Source organism: Methylophilus sp. DMC18 (genome assembly GCF_056314005.1).
Map to the genome: position 1 here is coordinate 590,280 of NZ_JBQUZE010000003.1, position 18,442 is coordinate 608,721.

The following is an 18,442-nucleotide window of genomic DNA, read 5'->3' on the forward strand; positions in this document are numbered from 1 at the left end:
GCAATGACAGTGAAAATGGATAAACGCGCATACGCGGAAATGTTTGGCCCCACCGTGGGGGACAAGGTCAGGCTGGCCGACACCGAGCTGTGGGTAGAAGTCGAACAGGATTTCACCATTTATGGTGAAGAGGTCAAGTTTGGTGGCGGAAAAGTCATCCGTGACGGCATGGGCCAAGGCCAGGGGCTGGCCGCCGAAGTGGCGGATACCGTCATCACCAACGCGCTGATTATCGACCACTGGGGCATCGTCAAGGCCGACATCGGAATCAAGGGCGGTTATATTTCTGCCATCGGCAAAGCCGGTAACCCGGATATCCAACCCGGCGTGACCATTGCCATAGGCGCGGGCACCGAGGTGATTGCCGGCGAAGGCATGATCATCACGGCCGGCGGCATTGATACCCATATCCACTTTATTTGCCCGCAACAAATTGAAGAAGCCCTGATGTCTGGCGTCACCACCATGATAGGCGGCGGCACCGGGCCTGCAACCGGCACCTTTGCGACTACCTGTACGCCCGGCCCCTGGCACATTCACCGTATGTTGCAGTCAGCTGATGCTTTCCCCATGAACCTGGGCTTTTTGGGTAAAGGCAACGCCAGCTTGCCTGAGCCTTTGCGCGAGCAAGTGCGTGCCGGGGTCATTGGCCTCAAGTTGCATGAAGACTGGGGCACCACGCCCGCCGCGATTGATAACTGCCTCAGTGTGGCGGATGAAATGGATATCCAGGTTGCGATCCACTCCGATACCCTGAATGAGTCCGGCTTTGTTGAGACCACCATAGGCGCGTTCAAGGGCCGTACCATCCATACCTTCCATACCGAAGGCGCGGGCGGTGGCCATGCGCCAGATATTATCAAGGCGGCCAGCCAGCCCAATGTGCTGCCATCCTCTACCAACCCGACGCGGCCATTTACGGTCAACACCATAGATGAGCATCTGGATATGCTCATGGTATGTCACCATCTGGACCCGGCGATTGCCGAGGATATTGCCTTTGCCGAAAGCCGTATCCGTCGTGAGACCATCGCCGCCGAAGATATTTTTCATGACCTGGGCGCGTTTTCCATGATGTCCTCAGACTCACAGGCCATGGGCCGTGTCGGTGAGGTCATTATCCGCACCTGGCAGACCGCGCACAAAATGAAAATCCAGCGCGGGCCATTGGCTGAGGATGCGGCGGGCAACGACAACTTCCGCGTCAAACGCTATATCGCCAAATACACCATCAACCCGGCGCTGACACATGGTATTTCACATGTGGTAGGTTCGGTTGAAGTTGGTAAGCTGGCGGATTTGGTGGTGTGGAAACCCGCCTTCTTTGGCGTGAAGCCATTTACCATTATCAAGGGGGGCATGATTGCCGCGGCTGCGATGGGCGATCCTAACGCCTCTATCCCGACGCCTCAGCCCGTGCATTACCGCCCTATGTTTGGTGCCTATGGCGGCGGCCTCAAAACCGCCCTGACCTTTGTCTCGCAAGCCGCGCTCGAAAATCCTGAAATTAAAGCCCTTGGTTTGCAAAAGCCATTGGTAGCGGTCAAAGGCACGCGCGACGTCAAAAAGTCGGACATGGTGCATAACACCTGGATGCCCAAGATAGACGTGGACCCGGAAACCTATGAAGTGCTAGCGGACGGGATGCCGCTGGTGTGTGAACCGGCAGAGGTGCTGCCAATGGCGCAGCGGTACTTCTTGTTTTAATCAATGGCTGTGCGGGCAAATTGATTGTGATTGAAATTAAAAAATGATTCATTTAACCGAACGCATCGCCCTCAGTGGCCATATTGACGACACGCTGGAGCTGCCGTTTGACCAGCGCCAGAAAAGCCGTTTGCGCGTGAACCTGGCTTCAGGCCGTGAAGCGGCGCTGTTTTTATCGCGCGGCCTGATTCTGCGCGGGGGCGATTTGATCCAGTCTGAAGACGGCAGTGTGGTGGTGCAGATCGTGGCGGCGCAGGAGCCGGTGTATAACGTCATTGCACCGACGCCGCGCGACTTGATGCGCGCCGCCTATCATCTGGGCAACCGCCATGTGCCACTGCAAATTGGCGATGGCTGGCTACGGCTGGAGCAAGATTACGTGTTGCGAGACATGCTGCTTGGCTTAGGCATGCAAGTGAGTGAAGTCCAGGCGCCGTTTGAGCCGGAGGCCGGAGCCTATGGCGGCGGTCACCGGCATGGGCATGATGAGGATAGTTTGCAAGCGTTGCGCCCACGCGTGAAAAGCGGGCAGGGCAGCGAATGAGTGTCAGCCCGTTAAACGCGAGTCTGGCCTTAAGCCGCTTGCTGCAACTGGCCAGCCCGTTGCTCCCTGTGGGGGCCTATTGTTACTCGCAGGGGCTGGAGTGGGCGATTGAATCCGGCCAGGTCAAGGATGTGCCGAGCGCACAAGCCTGGATAGGCGATAGCTTGCAGGTGTATCAGGCGCGTTTCGAGTTGCCCGTGCTCTACCGCTTGTATCAAGCCTGGCAAGCCGATGACCTGGCGCAAGTGCAGGCGTGGGATGATTTTTACCAGGCGGGCCGCGATACCGCCGAAGGCTATGCTGAAACCCGGCAAATGGGCTATTCACTGCGTCGCCTGCTGACAGAACTCAAAGATATCCCGCCCGCATTGGTGGCAAAACTCAACACCCTGACGAGCCCGGCGTTCCCCACCATGTATGCCGCTATCGCCCAACAATGGCAGATTGCGCCAGAGCACATGCTGCATGGCTACGCCTGGGGCTGGTGTGAAAATCAGGCCAGCGCCGCCATGAAAACCGTGCCGCTGGGCCAAGTGGCCGGGCAGACCATTTTACTGGCGCTGGGCGAACAGCTGCCGCAAGTGGTCGCCAGCGCCATGGCCCTGCAAGATGAAGAGATGAGTAACTTTAATCCATTACTGAGTATCGCGGGCTGTTTGCACGAGACCCAGTACAGCCGTTTGTTCAGGTCATAACCTGTTTGTTGAAGAGCGTTTAACCCATGATGAAAATACATACCCAATTTGATAGCCCCATGCCTGAAGTCACCGAGTTCAAAGAGCCGCTGCGCGTGGGCATTGGTGGCCCGGTGGGCTCCGGCAAAACCGCGCTGACCCTGGCGCTGTGCCAGCGTTTGCGCGAGGTATATAACATTGCCGTGGTCACCAACGATATTTACACCAAAGAAGATGCCGAATTTTTAACCCGCAACGAAGCGCTGGTGCCAGAACGCATCATTGGCGTCGAAACCGGCGGTTGCCCACATACGGCCATCCGTGAAGACGCCTCCATGAACCTCGAAGCGGTGATGCAACTCAGCAAACGTTTTCAGACGCTGGATATCGTGTTTGTCGAAAGTGGTGGCGATAACCTGGCCGCCACCTTCAGCCCAGAATTGTCCGACCTCACCATTTACGTGATTGATGTCGCCGCCGGTGAAAAAATCCCGCGCAAAGGTGGCCCCGGCATTACCAAATCCGACCTGCTGGTAATCAACAAGATAGACCTGGCGCCCATGGTGGGCGCCTCGCTAGAGGTGATGGACCGTGACGCCAAAAAAATGCGCGGCGAGAAACCGTTTATTTTCAGTAATTTGAAGACGGGGCAGGGGTTGGAAGAAATTGTCAGGTTCATCGAAAAACAAGGCCTGATGCTTTAATCAAGCAAATGCTATGCGTCCGTGGCGGTGTTGCGCGGGCTTGCCGTACTAGTTTGTACTGTCTGCGCCCGCACGCCTTGCCACAAACGCATATCATTCGCTTGAACACTTGAAGGTAGTTCATCTTGAATTGGGTTGAAATACCAAATGCAGACTAAAGTGGTTTAGACCACAAGTATCCCGAAATTAAAACGGAGAAGATTCAATGAAAAAAAGTATTCTTTTATTTTTAGGTGCGCTCGCAGCTTCAACCAGCGCGGTAGCTCACCCCGGCCACGGCCTGGAGTCTGGTTTTGCCGCTGGCTTTATGCATCCATTCAGTGGTTGGGATCATCTGCTGGTGATGTTCGCGCTGGGGATCTGGGCAGCACGCCGTCCAGCCGCACAAGGTTGGCAGTTGCCAGTGCTCTTTGTGACTGTGATGGCCTTGTCGGCTTCACTGGCGATGGCATGGGTGCCGGTCTCCTTGGCTGAAGCCTTGGTGGCGGCCAGCGTGGTGGTCATGGGCTTATTGCTGGTGAGCAATGTAACAGTGAACCGCGCAGTGCAGATCGGCGTTGTCAGCATCGTTGCCGCGGCGCATGGCTATTTGCATGGCATGGAAATCGGCAACCAATGGTCAGGCCTGGCGGGCATGGTGCTGGCAACTGCTGTGCTGCATGGCTTAGGCTGGGTATTGGGCCGCCAGACTCATCCGCAATTGCAAAGAGTCACGCAATTACTGGGCGGTGTGATGCTGGGCTTGGGCGCTGTGTGGATGTTGGCTTAAAACATATTTGATCAATGAGTTCATGTATAGGCTTGATTCTGGCTCAGTCAACATCAAGTCTATCAATCGGTTGAGCTTATTTCGGCTGGATGTATGTATGATGGAAACGTCACAAGCTCCAGTTTTCAATGCTTAAACCAGACACTCTTTCAAACTCGCTCACATTGTTTGTGACTAAGGTTGCATTGATTGCGAGCGCATGACATGCAATCCATAAATCATTTCCACCAATCGGCGTACCACGTGATTTAAGCGCTGTAAAATGAACCGCATAATGCTGGCAAATTTTTGCATCCAGCGCATATTCCACTGGGATACTCAGCGTGAGTTGTTTGATCTGCTGTAACACTTGTGACTTGCGCACACTACGCTCAGCACCTTTTAATAGTTCGGCATAAGTCACAAAAGACATACACAACGTATCAGCATCACTTAAAGCGTTAACCCGCTCCGCGACAGAGGCTGGCTTGTTTTTGAGCAAATAAATGATGATGTTTGTATCCAGTATATACCTCATAAGGCATCTCTATCTTGCATCACTGGCTGGGTTAAAACGTCCTCTGATAATGCGTCAATAAAATCATCGTCAAATTGATTGAGTGCTTCCATCAGCATATCCCCACGCTTAGGTTTGATGGGATGGATCACGAGATCACCATTGTCTGCACGGCTTATTTCAACTTGTTGAACATCCAGTTGAAACGCTTGTGGAATGCGCACGGCCTGGCTATTCCCATTATTAAAAACACGCGTTTTTAAGGTTTGCATGAACGTTCCCCTCGTTAATTTTGAAGTGTGTACAATATTGTATGTATTTTATGTGGCGTTCGGTGATAATGCAATCTCTAGTTGTGGAAGCTTGCCAAGGTTTTGGCATAAACCGACCCTCTTGCCAGAGCAGAAATCTGCTCAGGATTAAAAAGATTGCAGTAACATAGCGCATCCATAAACCGCATTGATTGTGATGACACCCACCCCAGCGCCAGACGACACCCTCGCTCAACTCAAGGCAGGCAAACTTCAAGGTGCCAAACAGCTCAAGTTAAGTGCGCAGTTAACGCAGTTCCCCGCTGAGATTTTTGACTTAGCCGATAGTCTCGAAATTCTGGATTTGTCCGGCAATGCGCTGACTGATTTGCCCAGTGATTTATATCGCCTGAAAAAACTGCGCATTCTTTTTTGCTCAAACAACCAGTTTACGCACCTACCAGAGGTGTTGGGGCAATGCGAGAACCTAAGCATGATTGGTTTTAAAGCCAACCAGATCAAACACATCGCTGAAAGCGCCATCCCCACCCACACCTTACGCTGGTTTATCGTCACCGATAACGCATTAAGTAGGGTGCCAGATGCATTGGGCGAGTGCAGTAAGCTGCAAAAACTCATGCTGGCAGGTAACCAGCTCAGCAGCTTGCCCGCCAGCCTGGCAAATTGCCACGCCTTAGAGTTATTGCGGATTTCTGCCAACCAGTTTGAGACCTTGCCCGAATTTTTATTCGACCTACCCAAACTCACCTGGCTGGCCTATGCTGGCAACCCTTTTTGTAACGCCATCGAGCAAGCGTTAATCAGCCAACATCATATACAGCATATCGATTGGCAAACCCTCACGCTGCAACAGGTCTTAGGTGAAGGTGCCTCTGGCGTTACCTACCAGGCGGTAATGCAAAATAAAAACGTGCAAGAGTCTGTGGCAGTAAAACTCTTCAAGAGTGGCCTCACCAGCGACGGCCTGCCACGCTGTGAAATGCACGCCAATATGCTGGCTGGCGAGCACCCCAATTTAGTCGGCGTTAAAGGCGTAATACACAATCACCCGCAAGGCGTTGATGGCTTGGTCATGCCGCTACTCGACGCCCATTTAAAAGTGCTGGCCAAGCCACCCAGCTATGAAAGCTGCACACGCGATGTCTACGCGGATGACTTAACACTCACGCCGCAACAAGCCGAGTTTATTTTAAAAGGCATCACGCAAGCCGCAGAGCATCTACATGCCCATGGCCTAATGCACGGCGATTTATACGCACATAATATTTTGTGGGGGCCTGAAAAAGTGGTGTTAAGTGATTTGGGCGGCGCCTCATTTTTACCTGTAGATAACCCAGCACTTACGCAAAAAATACTTAAACTGGAGGCTAGGGCATTAGCGGTGTTGGCTGAGGAGTTGGTAGCGGTTGTGATTGGCCGCGGTGAACTAAGCACTTGTTTAGCAAACTAAACTACATTAATATCCGGTCCTGACGGGTAATTCCTGTTACGTGCCTTAGGTGTTTCCTTCCATCGGCTGGCGATAAACCTAGGGGTAAGAGCGTAATAGGGGCCGTTTTTTGAGATTATTAGCTAAGTGGATTGGGAGTGCCCGGTCGTCGCTTATGCCCTCGGTGAGATCATCGGGGGCTCGCTATATTGAACTGCTAATTAGTAACTTTCTAGCAAATAACTTAAGAAACTTATTGTCAAACCGATAATCTTAATTGCAGATAATGGTTTTTTACCTGTATAGTTCAGTTTGTTCCTTTGCCTAAGGCTTTGGTACGTGGCAGCGCCTCAGTCGCCATAAGACTGGGGCATTTTCATATATAGCGCTTTGGTTTTCTTGTCTCGAGTAAAACGCTCGTCTGCTTAAGTCTTGTCAGATAATCTAGATCAGTAATAGCATAAGCAGTTAAAAACTCTAAAGGCTTTCCTTGCTTAGCAGGGTCATCCAGCACAACGAGGTAGTTTTCTTCATTGACCAAAAAAGTACGTCTCTTGAGTGTTTGGCCACGATCACTCCGTCTAGTTGAGCCAAACCTGTAAATGGTACCAGCACTAGCGCACAGCACTTGCTCAATCCACAACATACGCTTTGCACGCTCTATTGAAAAATGCTCATGGTCTAAACCTTGCCTATAGCTTTGCGTGTCAGTAAAAGCATGATCAAAACGAAAGCTTGAGAACTTTATATGAGCCCCTGTCCAGTCTGTCCATATTCTCGGTTGCCCACCTGCATCATTTACATAGTGTGACAAATAGACCTCCCGATACTTAGCTACTAAAGCATCGCCTTCAAGCCCTTCAAATTCAAGAAAAGGCCACAATGGTTGGTAAACCAAAACTAGCTCCCAATCCACTGAAAGATATTAAATTTTGGCTCGGTCTTTGCGGTTGAAAACCTCAAATTTGCTTTTCCTAAGCCTTCAGCTAATTGCTGGCAGAATTGTAATTTTGCTTGGCTAGCATCTCGCTTATTCCACTGATAGCCAACGGCACCAATCAACAAATCCACCAGTTGCGTCAATGGTTGCTCTTGAGAGTCGACTGGCTCAAGGCACTCAATGCGCGCGCGCCCACTTAACTTTCTCTTAAGCATTTCTCTTAAATTGGCAAAACAGCTTCTATCCGAGTTTTGCTGCCAATCTAAATACAGGTAATAGGCCTCTTGGGGCTCTAGCCAATGCACAAGTAGTTGATAATAGAGTTTATAGAACCCAAGCTCCTTATCCCCCTCATTAAACCTGTCGTGGTCTAGCGTTGTTCTATCAATCACAATGCATCTAAAACTTAAATCTTGGCTATTGAGAAAGTAATCAATCAATTCTAAATAAAATGCCAATTTATTAGGTGAAACCTTGCTCCAACCAAATTCGCCTTGGGTTGAATATTTTTTTTTCAGAAGATGAATATCGTGAATAATTTCACGCTTTTTTTCTCGCGGACAACACAAAGCACCAATCACCGCATATCGATCAGCTTTATCTGATGTGTGTCTACTTTCGTCACAATAGACGTTAAAAACACTTTGTTGCGCTGGTTCCATAAAACGCTCCTAAGCTACCGCCTGCGCCACCAAAGCATCGGCAATAGCTTGTTTTTGCTGATTGGCTTGTTGAATACGGGTTTTGAGTTGGTCGCACAACGTCATGAGTGCATCGACTTTGGCGACGATGCGGTGTTGTTCTTTTATTGGTGGCAGTGAAATTAAGGTACTAGCAAGTTTATTTAATGCCATTTTTTGAACGCCAACTTGCTTCGTACTGTCAATAAATTGATTCTGACTTATAGAACTTTCTAAACATAAATATAAATAATTTTTTTGTATATCAAGTATTGGAGTTAACCTCGCTGCATTTTCAGTCAAATTCATTTGATCAAACTTAACTGGTACCAATCCACATTTACCAATTGTCGCACCAACAATTGTCATATAAATATCATCTTTAGTTATTATGTAATTTTCAATTTTTTTTCTCATTTCATTATCTATATAACGCAGGTCTGAATCATCGATTGACCCATTTTTCATATCACTAACTCGTATATAGATGTAGGGAGTTGGTTGCGTTAAAAAGACATAGCCATTTGAAACTCTCTTTCCTCCTCGTATAGTTGTTATTGAACCCAGTCTCACCCACTCCCAGCCCTCCGGTAATTCATAGGGTTTTTCATCCTCACCAATCGGGGCAAGCGGTTTTTCTTTTTTGAGTTTTCCTTCCGAAATCAATTTTGCTTTTTCGGCTTGGATGCGTTTGAGTAGTTCGCTGGCGGGTTCGTCGTTGGGGTCTTGCGGGACGAGTTTGCCCATGACGGCGAGTTGTAGCAGGGTTTGTTTGAGGGCGTCTATGCTGGCTTCGGTGGTAAAGAGCACATCAAAATGCGCGTAGATGCGTTTCCAGTTGGCGTTAAATTCTGCGGCGTTTTGGCTTTGGGTGAGCGCAGCGAGCAGTTGGCCCACTAAGGTTTCATGCGCTTCTTGTGCGTTGCTGTGTTGTTTTTCTAAATGGTCGCATAGCGCCATCAGTTCATCGACTTTGGCAACGATGCGGAGTTGTTCTGCGAGGGGCGGTAGCGCAAATAGCACTGATGCCAACGCTTTACCTGACATATTAGAAATACCAACGCCTTTGCGATATTGTTCAATTTCACCAGTTGCGTTTAGCTTTTCAAAATAACGATATGCATAAAATGGACTTATGCCTTCATACAATCTTGCTCTATGAACGTGATTTTGAAAACAAACCTCCTTATCGTATGTCCAAACAGCTGCTCTTCCTGCCTCTCCGCCCTCACAAATAAGTAAGTCATTCATTCTTGCAGAGCATCGCTCTAATTCACTTTCTTCAATGGGCATTTGTTTAATGCTATCAAGCTCAAACTTACCCCAATAGAGATTTGATGTTGTTATGTAATCGCGAAGAAGGCCCGAGTTTCTTCCTTTATCTAAAGTTTTTCCTGAGTTGTGTTGAGCAATTTCACCGAAATGCACCCACTCCCAGCCTTCTGGTAATTCATAAGAGTTTTGATTAATTAGCGTCAATGGCTTATCTGTTTTAGCCTTAATGCGTTTAAGTAGTTCGCTAGCTGGTTCATCATTCGGGTCTTGTGGAACCAATTTGCCACGCACCGCCAACTCTAAAATCAACTCTCGCAGTTTTTTTACACCATACACACTGCCAGCATTGCCACTGGCTCTGCCACGGCCTGATTTTTTCTCGGTATCCGCCGCTGTCCAAATAGCTATATGCTCGGTGAGCAGGTTTGCAATATTGGTCATGCTTAGTTGCCTTGTGTGCTAGAGGCTAGGGCTTCGCCCAAGATATTTTTGAGCTGGCTGCGCAAGCCTGCAATGTCTTGTTGCATGGTGTGGTATTGCGCTAACAGCACTTCAGGGTCGTGCGTGATATGTTCGCCCACATGCGGGTTTTTACAGTCGAGGTTGTAGTTGCGGGCTTGAATATCAGCTAGGCTGACTTTCCAGGCTTGTTGGTTTTCTTGTCTGGCACTAAAGCCGTCACTCTCACTGCCCCACCAGTTGGCAAGGGTTTCAAACTCTTCAACCTTCATGGGTTTGGTTTTGTTGTAGGCTTTTACGCCTGCGGGCAACGGTTGCTCGTAAAACCAAATATGTTGCGTGGGCGTGCCTTTGGTGAAAAACAGCAGGTTGGTTTTAATGCTGGTGTAAGGCGCAAACACGCTGTTGGGCAGGCGCACGATGGTGTGCAGGTTGCAGTCTTGCAGTAGCTTTTCTTTGATGCGGGTTTTAATGCCTTCGCCAAACAAAAAGCCATCGGGTAACACCAGTGCGGCACGGCCACCTGTTTTAAGTAGCTGCATAATCAGCACTAAAAACAAATCGGCGGTTTCGCGGGTTCTAAACGTGGCGGGGAAGTTGGTTTCGATGCCGTCTTCTTCCATGCCGCCAAACGGTGGGTTGGTAATCACCACATCCACACGGTCTTTCGGCTCCCAGCTAATCAGTGGGCGTGCCAAGGTGTTGTCGTGGCGGATATTGCTGGGCACCTCAATGCCATGCAATATCATATTGGTGGTGCACAGCATGTGTGGCAGAGGCTTTTTCTCGATGCCGTGAATGCTGGCTTGAAGCTTGGCTTCGTCTTCTACTGTTTTCACATCTTGCTTACGGACATGCTCGATGGTGCAGCTTAAAAAGCCGCCTGTGCCACAGGCCGGGTCCATCACTTTTTCACCCAAGCGAGGGTTGGCCATACGCACCATAAACTCGGTGACTGCACGTGGGGTGTAAAACTCACCTGCATTTCCTGCGGCCTGCAAATCACGTAGCAATTGCTCGTACATATCGCCAAACAAATGGCGCTGTTGGGCTTTGTTAAAGTCTACGCCTTCTTGGATTTTATTAATGACCTGGCGCAGTAGTTGGCCGGACTTCATGTAGTTGTAGGCGTCTTCAAACACAGAGCGAATCACATAGGCACGTTGGTCGTTGCCTTTGGCTGGCAGGTTTTGCAAGGCAGGGAATAAGTCGTTATCGACAAATAACTTTAAGGCTTCACCGGTGATTCCTTCCGCATCTGCAGCCCAGTTACGCCATCGATATTTTTCCGGCAATGGTGACTGGTAATCATCGTGAAGCAATTCCCACTCCCGCTCACGATCGTCAAAAATCTTGAGGAATAACAGCCAGACTAACTGCCCCAAACGTTGTGCATCGCCATCCACACCCACGTCTTTGCGCATGATGTCTTGGATAGATTTAATGGTGCTGGAAATGCTCATAATGTACTGCTTTATGCGTAGAGTTGTTGCTCAAGTTCTTTTAAGGCATTGAGATAGCCTTGTTTGCCGCCAAAGGCTGCAATAAGTTCGGGAGTGCTACCCATCGTCCTGAATGGATCAAGGGTCAGTATTTTAATATCTTCGATGTTTTCAACACCAGTATCGGCGTATTTATCCAACAAAGCTTCTAGTACTTGCTTTGCTTGCTCGCCGTATTTAGCAAAGTAGTTGCGCTTTTTTACCTGCTCGGCACGCTCTTTACGGGTGAGTGGTGGTTGGTCAAAAGCAACGTGGCATACCAAGTCAAATGGGTCAAAATCTTTGCCTACTTCCTCAGCCAATGCATCGAGCAGAATACCGTGTGATTCAAACTCTTGGATGAGTGCAGCTTTACGCTCAGCATTTGTCCAAGTTTTCAAAAACTGGTCCAGGCTTTGGTAGTCTTTTTGGACTTTAGATTTGGTGTAATCCCGAATTGACTCAGTTATAAGTTTGCCTTCTGGGCCATAGTATTGCACTCTTTGCGCCACCACATGCACGGCCACATTATCTACCACGTACCTAACCCGACCTTTTGGCTCGTCATCACCACCCGTTATGTCAGGTGTATCAGGATTAGGTAATGGCAAAGTCGGATCTTCAATTTCGTCAGGCGGCACTGGTGATTGACCATCTTTAGGTTCAAAAATGACAACGGGCTCACCATCAAACTTTTTATCCGCAAAAAGCTCGGTAGCTTTTTTGAAGTCCATGATCGTGAACCAAAACTTACCGTAATCTTCATTGATGCGCGTGCCGCGGCCAATGATCTGCTTAAACTCAGTCATGGATTTAATATGCTGATCGAGCACGACTAGCTTACACGTTTGGGCGTCCACTCCAGTGGTCATCAGTTTTGATGTCGTTGCAATAACCGGATAGCGCTCCTCAGGATTGATAAAGTTATCCAGCTCGGCCTTGCCTTCGTTTTCATCCCCAGTAATACGCATCACGTATTTGCGATTTTCTTTAACACGGTCTGGATTCAAATTTACCAATGCCTGACGCATACGCTCGGCATGATCAATATCATCACAAAACACGATGGTTTTGGCGTAAGGGTCGGTTTCACGCAAAAACTCTGTGATTTTTTGTGCCACAAGTTGGGTTCTTTGTTCCAGAACCAGCGTTCTATCCATATCAGACTGGTTGTAGATACGGTCTTTAATAAGTTGGCCTCTTTTATCGGTCTGCCCAGCAGTAGGCCGCCATCCTTGTAAGTCTTTATCCAGATCGATCCGGACCACTTTGTATGGAGCCAGGAAGCCGTCTTCGATACCTTGTTTAAGTGTGTAGCTATAAACTGGCTCGCCAAAGTAAGTGATGCTGGAAACCTCTTTGGTTTCTTTTGGAGTTGCGGTTAAACCAATATGCGTCGCTTTATTAAAGTATTCCAGGACTTCGCGCCAAGCTGAATCCTCAGCGGCGCTACCTCGATGGCACTCGTCAACCACAATTAAATCAAAAAAGTCTGGGCTGAATTGCTTGTAGATATTCTTGTCTTCTTCGTTACCCGTAACCGCTTGATAGAGTGAAAGGTAAATCTCATAGGCTTTATCAATTTGGCGCTTACTGATTTTGGTCATCGCCGCGCCAAATGGCTTAAAGTCATTATTTTTGGTTTGATCCACCAGAATATTGCGATCAGCCAAAAAGAGAATGCGTTTCTTTGCACCGGATTTCCATAAACGCCAAATGATCTGAAACGCGGTATAAGTTTTACCAGTGCCGGTTGCCATGACTAGCAATACACGTTGTTGCCCTTTGGCTACGGCCTCAATTGTTTTATTGATGGCATTGGCTTGGTAATAGCGTGGTGCTCTACCTGTTCCATCATCGTAATAAGGCATTTCAACGGTGGCTTTAGCCTCTTCGGTGACAATCCCTTTCCAATCACAATAACGCTGCCATAAATCTTCAGGACTTGGAAATTGATCTAATGTGAGTTCTTGCTCTAGCGATTGAGCATTTCCGGTTCTGTCATGCATCAAGAATGCATCACCATTACTACTAAATACAAATGGGATTTCTAAAATTTCGGCATAGTTAAGCGCTTGCTGCATGCCAGCACCAACACTGTATGAATTGTCTTTTGCTTCGATAATGGCGATGGGGATGTTAGTTTTGTAGTAAAGAATATAGTCAGCGCGTTTGCGCTCTCCGCGACTATGAAGTTTTCCACGGACAATAATCCGACCATTAGTAAAACTTACTTCTTCACGTACTTGCGTTTGAATATCCCAGCCGGCTTGTTGAATAGCAGGGGTGATGAATTTGGTACAAATGTCGCGCTCAGACAGCTTTTGACTCACCTTATCCCCCTTGCTTGATTTTTTTGCATCTTAGCAAAATTAAAGGTGATTGAGGGCTAATGTATGGGGTTTCATGCCTTAGTGTAAAGCGACCGGGCAGTTTTAATGGATGGTGACGCAGGCATCTGTGGGTTTGCATTTTGATTCCTACGTCAATTAACGTAGTGATTGCATGAGCGAACTCTCCTAGTATATGCTCGGGAAAAGCTGGCCTTGTTCCCCGCTTGGCTATTGATACTAAGGATTGTTGATTGTCTAACCCGTCCGTAACCGGATTTACCACCGAACCAGAGACCGCTACACGCGCTGAGCCGATTCAGCGGATCGTGAAAATTCGTCGCGACTATAACAGTTGGGTCGCGAATGAAACCATTGAGGATTATGCCTTGCGCTATACGCCGCGGGCGTTTCGTAAGTGGTCTATTCTGCGTGTCTCTAATACGGCGCTGGGGGCGATTTCGTTTTTGGTGCTGGAGGCGATTGGCGGCACCATTACCATCAACTATGGCTTTCAGAACGCCTTGTGGGCGATTATGGCGGTGGGCCTGATTATCTTTTTAACCGGGTTGCCGATCAGTTATTACGCGGCCAAGTATGGCCTGGATATGGACCTGCTGACGCGCGGGGCGGGCTTTGGCTATATTGGCTCGACCATCTCGTCGTTTATTTATGCCTCGTTCACCTTTATCCTGTTTTCGCTGGAAGCGGCGATTATGGGCTATGCGCTCGAATTGTATTTTCATTTGCCGCTTTATCTGGGGTATCTGGTCAGTGCGCTGATTGTGATTCCGTTGGTCACGCATGGGGTGACGCTGATCAGCCGCATTCAGATGATCACGCAGCCGCTGTGGATTGCGCTGATGCTGCTGCCTTTTTTTGCGATTTTCAAGATGGATCCGGGCGTGATTGACCGGTTGAGTCATTTTGCCGGGATCTCGCCTGAGGGCGGGCATTTTAACTGGGTGATGTTTGGTGCGGCGACGGCGGTGGGCGTGGCGTTGATCCCGCAGATTGGCGAGCAGGTGGACTTTTTGCGCTTTATGCCGATGCGCAATAAAGAAAACTACTGGCGCTGGAATCTGGGCGTGCTGATGGCGGGGCCGGGCTGGGTGGTGCTGGGCATGCTCAAAATGCTGGCGGGGGCCTTGCTGGCTTACCTGGTGTTTAACCGCGATATGCCTTTAAGTTCGGCGGTGAATCCAACGCATATGTACTGGATTGGCTTTGAGCATGTGTTCAGCAATCACCATGTGGCGCTGGCGGTGACGGCGCTATTTGTTTGCGTGTCGCAGCTTAAGGTGAATATGACCAATGCCTATGCCGGCTCGCTGGCGTGGTCTAACTTTTTTGCCCGGCTGACGCATAGCCACCCTGGCCGCATTGTGTGGGTGGCGTTTAACGTGATGATTGCAATTGTGCTGATGGAGCTCAATGTGTTTCAGGCGCTGGAAGAGATTTTGGGCCTGTATGCCAATGTGGCGATTGCCTGGATTGCGGCGGTGGTGGCGGATCTGGTGATCAATAAACCGCTGGGGTTGAGCCCCAAGGGCATTGAGTTCAGACGCGCTTATTTGTATGACATTAACCCGGTGGGTGTGGGCGCTATGTTTATTGCCTCGGCGGTGTCGATTGCGGCGTACACCGGGGCGATGGGGGTGGTAGCGCAGTCCTTCTCTACATTTATTTCGTTGATCACTGCGCTGGTGATGTCACCGTTGATTGCCTGGTGGACCCAGGGCAAGTATTACCTGGCCAGACCGCGGCCCAAGTATTTGCAGCCAACCAAGACCCAGCGCTGCGTGATTTGCGAGCGTGAATATGAAATGAATGACATGGCGCATTGTCCGGCGTATGGCGGGGCCATTTGCTCGTTATGCTGCTGCCTCGATGCACGCTGCCATGACGCGTGCAAGCCGCAAGCGCGGCTCAGTGCGCAGTGGGAGGCGTTAAACAAACGCTTTTTGCCGCAGCGCTTGTGGCCACACCTGAATGGCGGCGTGGCGCATTTTCTGTTGTTGATGGTGATTGCCGTGGTGCTGTTTGGTGCCACCATTGGCCTGATTTACCTGCATGATGCCTTGACCATCGGCCGCGAATATCCCGAGCTGATGCGTCACTTCAGGTTGGGCTATTTGAAGATTTTTGTCGCCTTGCTGTTTTTGGGCGGCATTGTCGCCTGGTGGCTGGTGCTGACCTCGGCCAGCCGCCGGGTGGCACAGGAAGAGTCCAACCGGCAAACCGGTTTGTTGCTTGAAGAGATCGAGTCGCACAAAAAAACCGATGCCCAGCTACAAAAGGCGCGCCGACTGGCGGAAGAAGCCAACCAGGCCAAGAGCCGCTACATTACCGGTATCAGCCATGAGTTGCGTACACCGTTGAACAGTATTCTGGGCTATGCGCAGTTACTCACTAACGATGCCAGCATCCCCGAGCATCGCAAGCAGGCGATTAAAACCATCAGCCGCGGCGGCGAGCATTTGCTGTCATTGATCGAAAGTACGCTGGACATTGCCCGCATTGAAAGCGGCAAAATGACCTTTGATGTCAAACCGCTGCATTTCCCGGAGTTTATCGACCAGATTGTCAGCATGTTTGAGATTCAGGCGCAAAACAAAGGCCTGGCATTTGTTTTTGAAAAGCAAGGCAACCTGCCTGAGTACGTGCGGGCAGACCATAAGCGCCTGATGCAGATTCTGGTCAATATTGTCGGGAACGCGGTTAAGTTTACCAGCAAGGGCAGTGTGACATTCAAGGTGAGTTATGCGCGCGAGATTGCTCAAATTGATATTGCCGACACCGGGCCGGGTATCGCCCCTAATGAGGTAGAAAAAATCTTTGAGCCGTTTGAGCGCGGTAGCGCGGCCGATGTGGTTGGTATAGGCGGCACCGGCCTGGGACTGACCATTAGCAAGTTGTTGACGCAGTTGATGGGTGGCGAAATGCAGTTTGAGAGCGTGCTCGGCCACGGCACGCGCTTTGAAATCCGGTTGTTCTTGCCGCAGATTCGTGAAACTGCGCATCTCCCCAAGAAAACGGTGCGCCAGCGCCTGGGTTATGAAGGTCCCGTGAAAACCATCCTGGTGGTGGATAATGAAGAGGTGGACCGCGAGTTGTTGCGCAACACCTTGCAGCCGCTAGGCTTTATTGTGCATGAGGCCGCCAATGGCCAGGCCTGCGTCAATCAATACCAGATGCTTAAGGCGGATGCGATTTTAATGGACTTGGCGATGCCGGTGATGGATGGTTGGGAGGCTGCCTACATCATCCGCCAGGTGCATCACGCACAGTTGCCGATTGCGATTGTGTCGGCCAATGCCTATGACCGTAACCTGGATAATCAGGCCAAGATTCCGGCGCGCGACTTTTTTGTGAAGCCGGTGAACCTCGAAGAGGTGCTGGACTGGATAGGCCATCAGTTAAACCTGACCTGGCGCTATGAAGCTAGCCAGGGCACTGCACCGGCGTTAGCCGCCCCTGTGCTGGCGCCGCAAGCGAGTGCTGAGGCTGCGGCCACGCCTGCGGAAGCGATTCCGCAGGTATTACTGGATAACCTGGTGCAGTTTGCCCGCATGGGCTATGTCAAAGGCGTGCGCGAGGTGCTGGCCACACTGAGCCGCGAGCATCCGCAACATCAAACATTTATTTACGCACTGCAACAGGCCATGGAACGCTTTGATTTTGCTAAACTGCTGCGCTTGATTGAGGAGTATGCCAAATGACCAGTCCCAGCCATACCGTGTTAATTGTGGATGATGTGCCAGAAAACCTGGCCTATCTGCACGACGCGCTGGATGAGTCCGGTTATCAGGTGCTGGTGGCCAACTCTGGCGAGATGGCCTTGCAAATCGCGCACCTGATGCAGCCGCAAGTGATTTTCATGGATGCGATGATGCCGGGGATGGACGGCTTTGCCACCTGCAGGCGGATTAAAGCTGCGGCAGAAACCCAGCATATCCCGGTCATCTTTATGACTGGCTTGACCGAAGTGGAGCACGTGACCATGGCGTTTGATGCCGGTGGCGTGGATTATGTCACCAAGCCGGTCAGGCCGGCAGAAGTGTTGGCCCGCCTCAAGGCGCATGTGCAAAATGCCACCAGAATGCATCAGGCCACCTCGGCGCTGGATGCCTTTGGTCAGGCGACCATTGCCATCTTGCCCGGCGACAAACGCCTGATATGGCAAACCCCGCTGGCCAAGCAATACCTGGAGCAGTATTTTGCAGAATGGGCCGCCAAAGAGGCTTATCATGCCGTACAAACCTTGCCGCCCATGATTTACCAATGGCTGGAAAACTGTGTGCAACAGTTATCCGAAGGCCAGTCCATGCAGACGCTGAATGTGAATCAGGGCAACGCCCGCCTGAGCCTGACTGTGGCCAATACCAGCGAAGAGCAATGGGTGGTAGTGTTGCGCGAGTATTCTGACGATGCGCAGATCGAGTCCTTGGGCAAGTTGTTCCAGCTCACCAAACGGGAATCCGAGGTGTTGTACTGGACGGTAAAAGGCAAAACCAACAAGGATGTGGGCGAAATTTTGGGCACCAGCCCGCGCACGATCAACAAACATCTGGAGCATGTGTTTCAGAAGCTGGGGGTTGAAACCAGAACTGCAGCTGCTTCGCTGGTCGCCTCAAAAATCAAGTTTTAGCGGGCTGGCAGGCGAGTCATCGTTGCCAGCC

15 protein-coding genes are annotated in these 18,442 nt (G+C 50.1%); 8 read left to right on the top strand and 7 right to left on the bottom strand.

What is annotated here, in order from left to right; all coding sequences use genetic code 11:
* The first annotated feature begins 3 nt into the window (after nt 1–3).
* The 5 genes from ureC to ACT53G_RS09865 all read left to right on the top strand — a co-directional run bounded on the left by ureC (nt 4) and on the right by ACT53G_RS09865 (nt 4,398).
* A complete protein-coding gene (gene ureC / locus ACT53G_RS09845) occupies nt 4–1,707 on the top strand; it encodes an urease subunit alpha (RefSeq protein ID WP_476154045.1) in 1,704 nt (567 codons plus the stop codon).
* A 43-nt stretch (nt 1,708–1,750) separates the two neighbouring features.
* Nucleotides 1,751–2,251 (top strand): urease accessory protein UreE, encoded by a 501-nt coding sequence (gene ureE, locus ACT53G_RS09850; protein WP_476169293.1) that lies wholly within the window; start codon nt 1,751–1,753, stop codon nt 2,249–2,251.
* Nucleotides 2,248–2,946, top strand: a complete 699-nt coding sequence (locus tag ACT53G_RS09855) for an urease accessory protein UreF (RefSeq protein ID WP_476169294.1) — start codon at nt 2,248–2,250, stop codon at nt 2,944–2,946. Before ureE ends, ACT53G_RS09855 begins: the two co-directional genes overlap by 4 nt.
* Before the next feature lie 29 nt (nt 2,947–2,975).
* Complete coding sequence (gene ureG / locus ACT53G_RS09860) at nt 2,976–3,629, top strand: urease accessory protein UreG (RefSeq protein ID WP_194748484.1); 654 nt, start codon at nt 2,976–2,978, stop codon at nt 3,627–3,629.
* 205 nt (nt 3,630–3,834) lie between these two features.
* On the top strand, nt 3,835–4,398 hold the full coding sequence (locus ACT53G_RS09865; RefSeq protein WP_476169295.1) for a HupE/UreJ family protein: 564 nt from the start codon (nt 3,835–3,837) through the stop codon (nt 4,396–4,398).
* A 109-nt stretch (nt 4,399–4,507) separates the two neighbouring features.
* Here ACT53G_RS09865 and ACT53G_RS09870 read toward each other — a convergent pair whose 3' ends face one another.
* Both ACT53G_RS09870 and ACT53G_RS09875 read right to left on the bottom strand, forming a co-directional pair.
* Nucleotides 4,508–4,915, bottom strand: coding sequence for a type II toxin-antitoxin system VapC family toxin (locus ACT53G_RS09870; protein ID WP_476169296.1), 408 nt, complete (start codon nt 4,913–4,915; stop codon nt 4,508–4,510).
* Complete coding sequence (locus tag ACT53G_RS09875; RefSeq protein WP_476169297.1) at nt 4,912–5,166, bottom strand: antitoxin; 255 nt, start codon at nt 5,164–5,166, stop codon at nt 4,912–4,914. The genes ACT53G_RS09870 and ACT53G_RS09875 overlap by 4 nt, the downstream gene beginning before the upstream one ends.
* Nucleotides 5,167–5,362: 196 nt before the next feature.
* On the opposite strand from ACT53G_RS09875, the gene ACT53G_RS09880 reads away from it, so the two are divergent.
* Nucleotides 5,363–6,616 (top strand): leucine-rich repeat-containing protein kinase family protein, encoded by a 1,254-nt coding sequence (locus ACT53G_RS09880; RefSeq protein WP_476169298.1) that lies wholly within the window; start codon nt 5,363–5,365, stop codon nt 6,614–6,616.
* 355 nt (nt 6,617–6,971) lie between these two features.
* Here the strand turns inward: ACT53G_RS09880 and ACT53G_RS09885 are convergent, their stop codons facing one another.
* The 5 genes from ACT53G_RS09885 to hsdR are packed head-to-tail and all read right to left on the bottom strand — an operon-like array spanning nt 6,972 to nt 13,763.
* Complete coding sequence (locus ACT53G_RS09885; RefSeq protein ID WP_476169299.1) at nt 6,972–7,493, bottom strand: hypothetical protein; 522 nt, start codon at nt 7,491–7,493, stop codon at nt 6,972–6,974.
* A gap of 2 nt (nt 7,494–7,495) precedes the next feature.
* Entirely contained in the window at nt 7,496–8,197 is a 702-nt protein-coding gene (locus ACT53G_RS09890) for a DUF3800 domain-containing protein (protein WP_476154055.1), read from the bottom strand.
* Between the two features lie 9 nt (nt 8,198–8,206).
* Nucleotides 8,207–9,931, bottom strand: a complete 1,725-nt coding sequence (locus ACT53G_RS09895) for a restriction endonuclease subunit S (RefSeq protein ID WP_476169300.1) — start codon at nt 9,929–9,931, stop codon at nt 8,207–8,209.
* 2 nt (nt 9,932–9,933) lie between these two features.
* On the bottom strand, nt 9,934–11,412 hold the full coding sequence (locus ACT53G_RS09900; RefSeq protein ID WP_476169301.1) for a type I restriction-modification system subunit M: 1,479 nt from the start codon (nt 11,410–11,412) through the stop codon (nt 9,934–9,936).
* A gap of 11 nt (nt 11,413–11,423) precedes the next feature.
* Complete coding sequence (hsdR, locus tag ACT53G_RS09905) at nt 11,424–13,763, bottom strand: EcoAI/FtnUII family type I restriction enzme subunit R (RefSeq protein ID WP_476169302.1); 2,340 nt, start codon at nt 13,761–13,763, stop codon at nt 11,424–11,426.
* Between the two features lie 251 nt (nt 13,764–14,014).
* Here hsdR and ACT53G_RS09910 point away from each other — a divergent pair, with 251 nt between their 5' ends.
* Complete coding sequence (locus ACT53G_RS09910; protein WP_476169303.1) at nt 14,015–17,482, top strand: hybrid sensor histidine kinase/response regulator; 3,468 nt, start codon at nt 14,015–14,017, stop codon at nt 17,480–17,482.
* Entirely contained in the window at nt 17,479–18,411 is a 933-nt protein-coding gene (locus ACT53G_RS09915; protein WP_194748352.1) for a response regulator transcription factor, read from the top strand. The genes ACT53G_RS09910 and ACT53G_RS09915 overlap by 4 nt, the downstream gene beginning before the upstream one ends.
* Nucleotides 18,412–18,442 lie beyond the last annotated feature (31 nt).

Coding starts and splice junctions, on each gene's coding strand:
- ureC (WP_476154045.1), top strand. CDS start 4: ATGACAGTGAAAATGGATAAACGCGCATACGCGGAAATGTTTGGCCCC.
- ureE (WP_476169293.1), top strand. CDS start 1,751: ATGATTCATTTAACCGAACGCATCGCCCTCAGTGGCCATATTGACGAC.
- ACT53G_RS09855 (WP_476169294.1), top strand. CDS start 2,248: ATGAGTGTCAGCCCGTTAAACGCGAGTCTGGCCTTAAGCCGCTTGCTG.
- ureG (WP_194748484.1), top strand. CDS start 2,976: ATGAAAATACATACCCAATTTGATAGCCCCATGCCTGAAGTCACCGAG.
- ACT53G_RS09865 (WP_476169295.1), top strand. CDS start 3,835: ATGAAAAAAAGTATTCTTTTATTTTTAGGTGCGCTCGCAGCTTCAACC.
- ACT53G_RS09870 (WP_476169296.1), bottom strand. CDS start 4,915: ATGAGGTATATACTGGATACAAACATCATCATTTATTTGCTCAAAAAC.
- ACT53G_RS09875 (WP_476169297.1), bottom strand. CDS start 5,166: ATGCAAACCTTAAAAACGCGTGTTTTTAATAATGGGAATAGCCAGGCC.
- ACT53G_RS09880 (WP_476169298.1), top strand. CDS start 5,363: ATGACACCCACCCCAGCGCCAGACGACACCCTCGCTCAACTCAAGGCA.
- ACT53G_RS09890 (WP_476154055.1), bottom strand. CDS start 8,197: ATGGAACCAGCGCAACAAAGTGTTTTTAACGTCTATTGTGACGAAAGT.
- ACT53G_RS09895 (WP_476169300.1), bottom strand. CDS start 9,931: ATGACCAATATTGCAAACCTGCTCACCGAGCATATAGCTATTTGGACA.
- ACT53G_RS09900 (WP_476169301.1), bottom strand. CDS start 11,412: ATGAGCATTTCCAGCACCATTAAATCTATCCAAGACATCATGCGCAAA.
- ACT53G_RS09915 (WP_194748352.1), top strand. CDS start 17,479: ATGACCAGTCCCAGCCATACCGTGTTAATTGTGGATGATGTGCCAGAA.